At 70.6% G+C, this 228-nt stretch carries 1 protein-coding gene; it reads right to left on the bottom strand.

Features of this window, described 5'->3' with window-relative positions; all coding sequences use genetic code 11:
• Nucleotides 1-204: hypothetical protein (locus KVS69_RS20985; RefSeq protein ID WP_217540293.1), on the bottom strand; the 204-nt coding region annotated here is incomplete at its 3' end.
• Nucleotides 205-228 lie beyond the last annotated feature (24 nt).

Below are 228 nucleotides of genomic sequence, written 5' to 3'. Positions count from 1 at the left end.
ATGTTCGCGGGCGACCGCCATCGTCTCCTTGGCGAGCGCGCCGTTCTCGCCCATGCCGAGACCCTGGCTCATCAGCTGCTGGCCGTGCGCCATGGCGCCGCCGCCGAAGCTCGACATCAGGCTGCCCAGAAGACCGCCGCCGCCGGTCCCCTCGCCTTTGAACTGGTCCACCAGTTCCGGCGCACCGGGGTTCGCCTCGATCATCCTGGCGACCCCGCTCCCATCGGC

Source organism: Stenotrophomonas sp. GbtcB23 (assembly GCF_019091045.1).
GTDB classification, from domain to species: domain Bacteria; phylum Pseudomonadota; class Gammaproteobacteria; order Xanthomonadales; family Xanthomonadaceae; genus Stenotrophomonas; species Stenotrophomonas rhizophila_A.
Note: the sequence above shows the minus strand (reverse complement) of the source record. Positions and strands in the feature narration are given on the sequence as shown.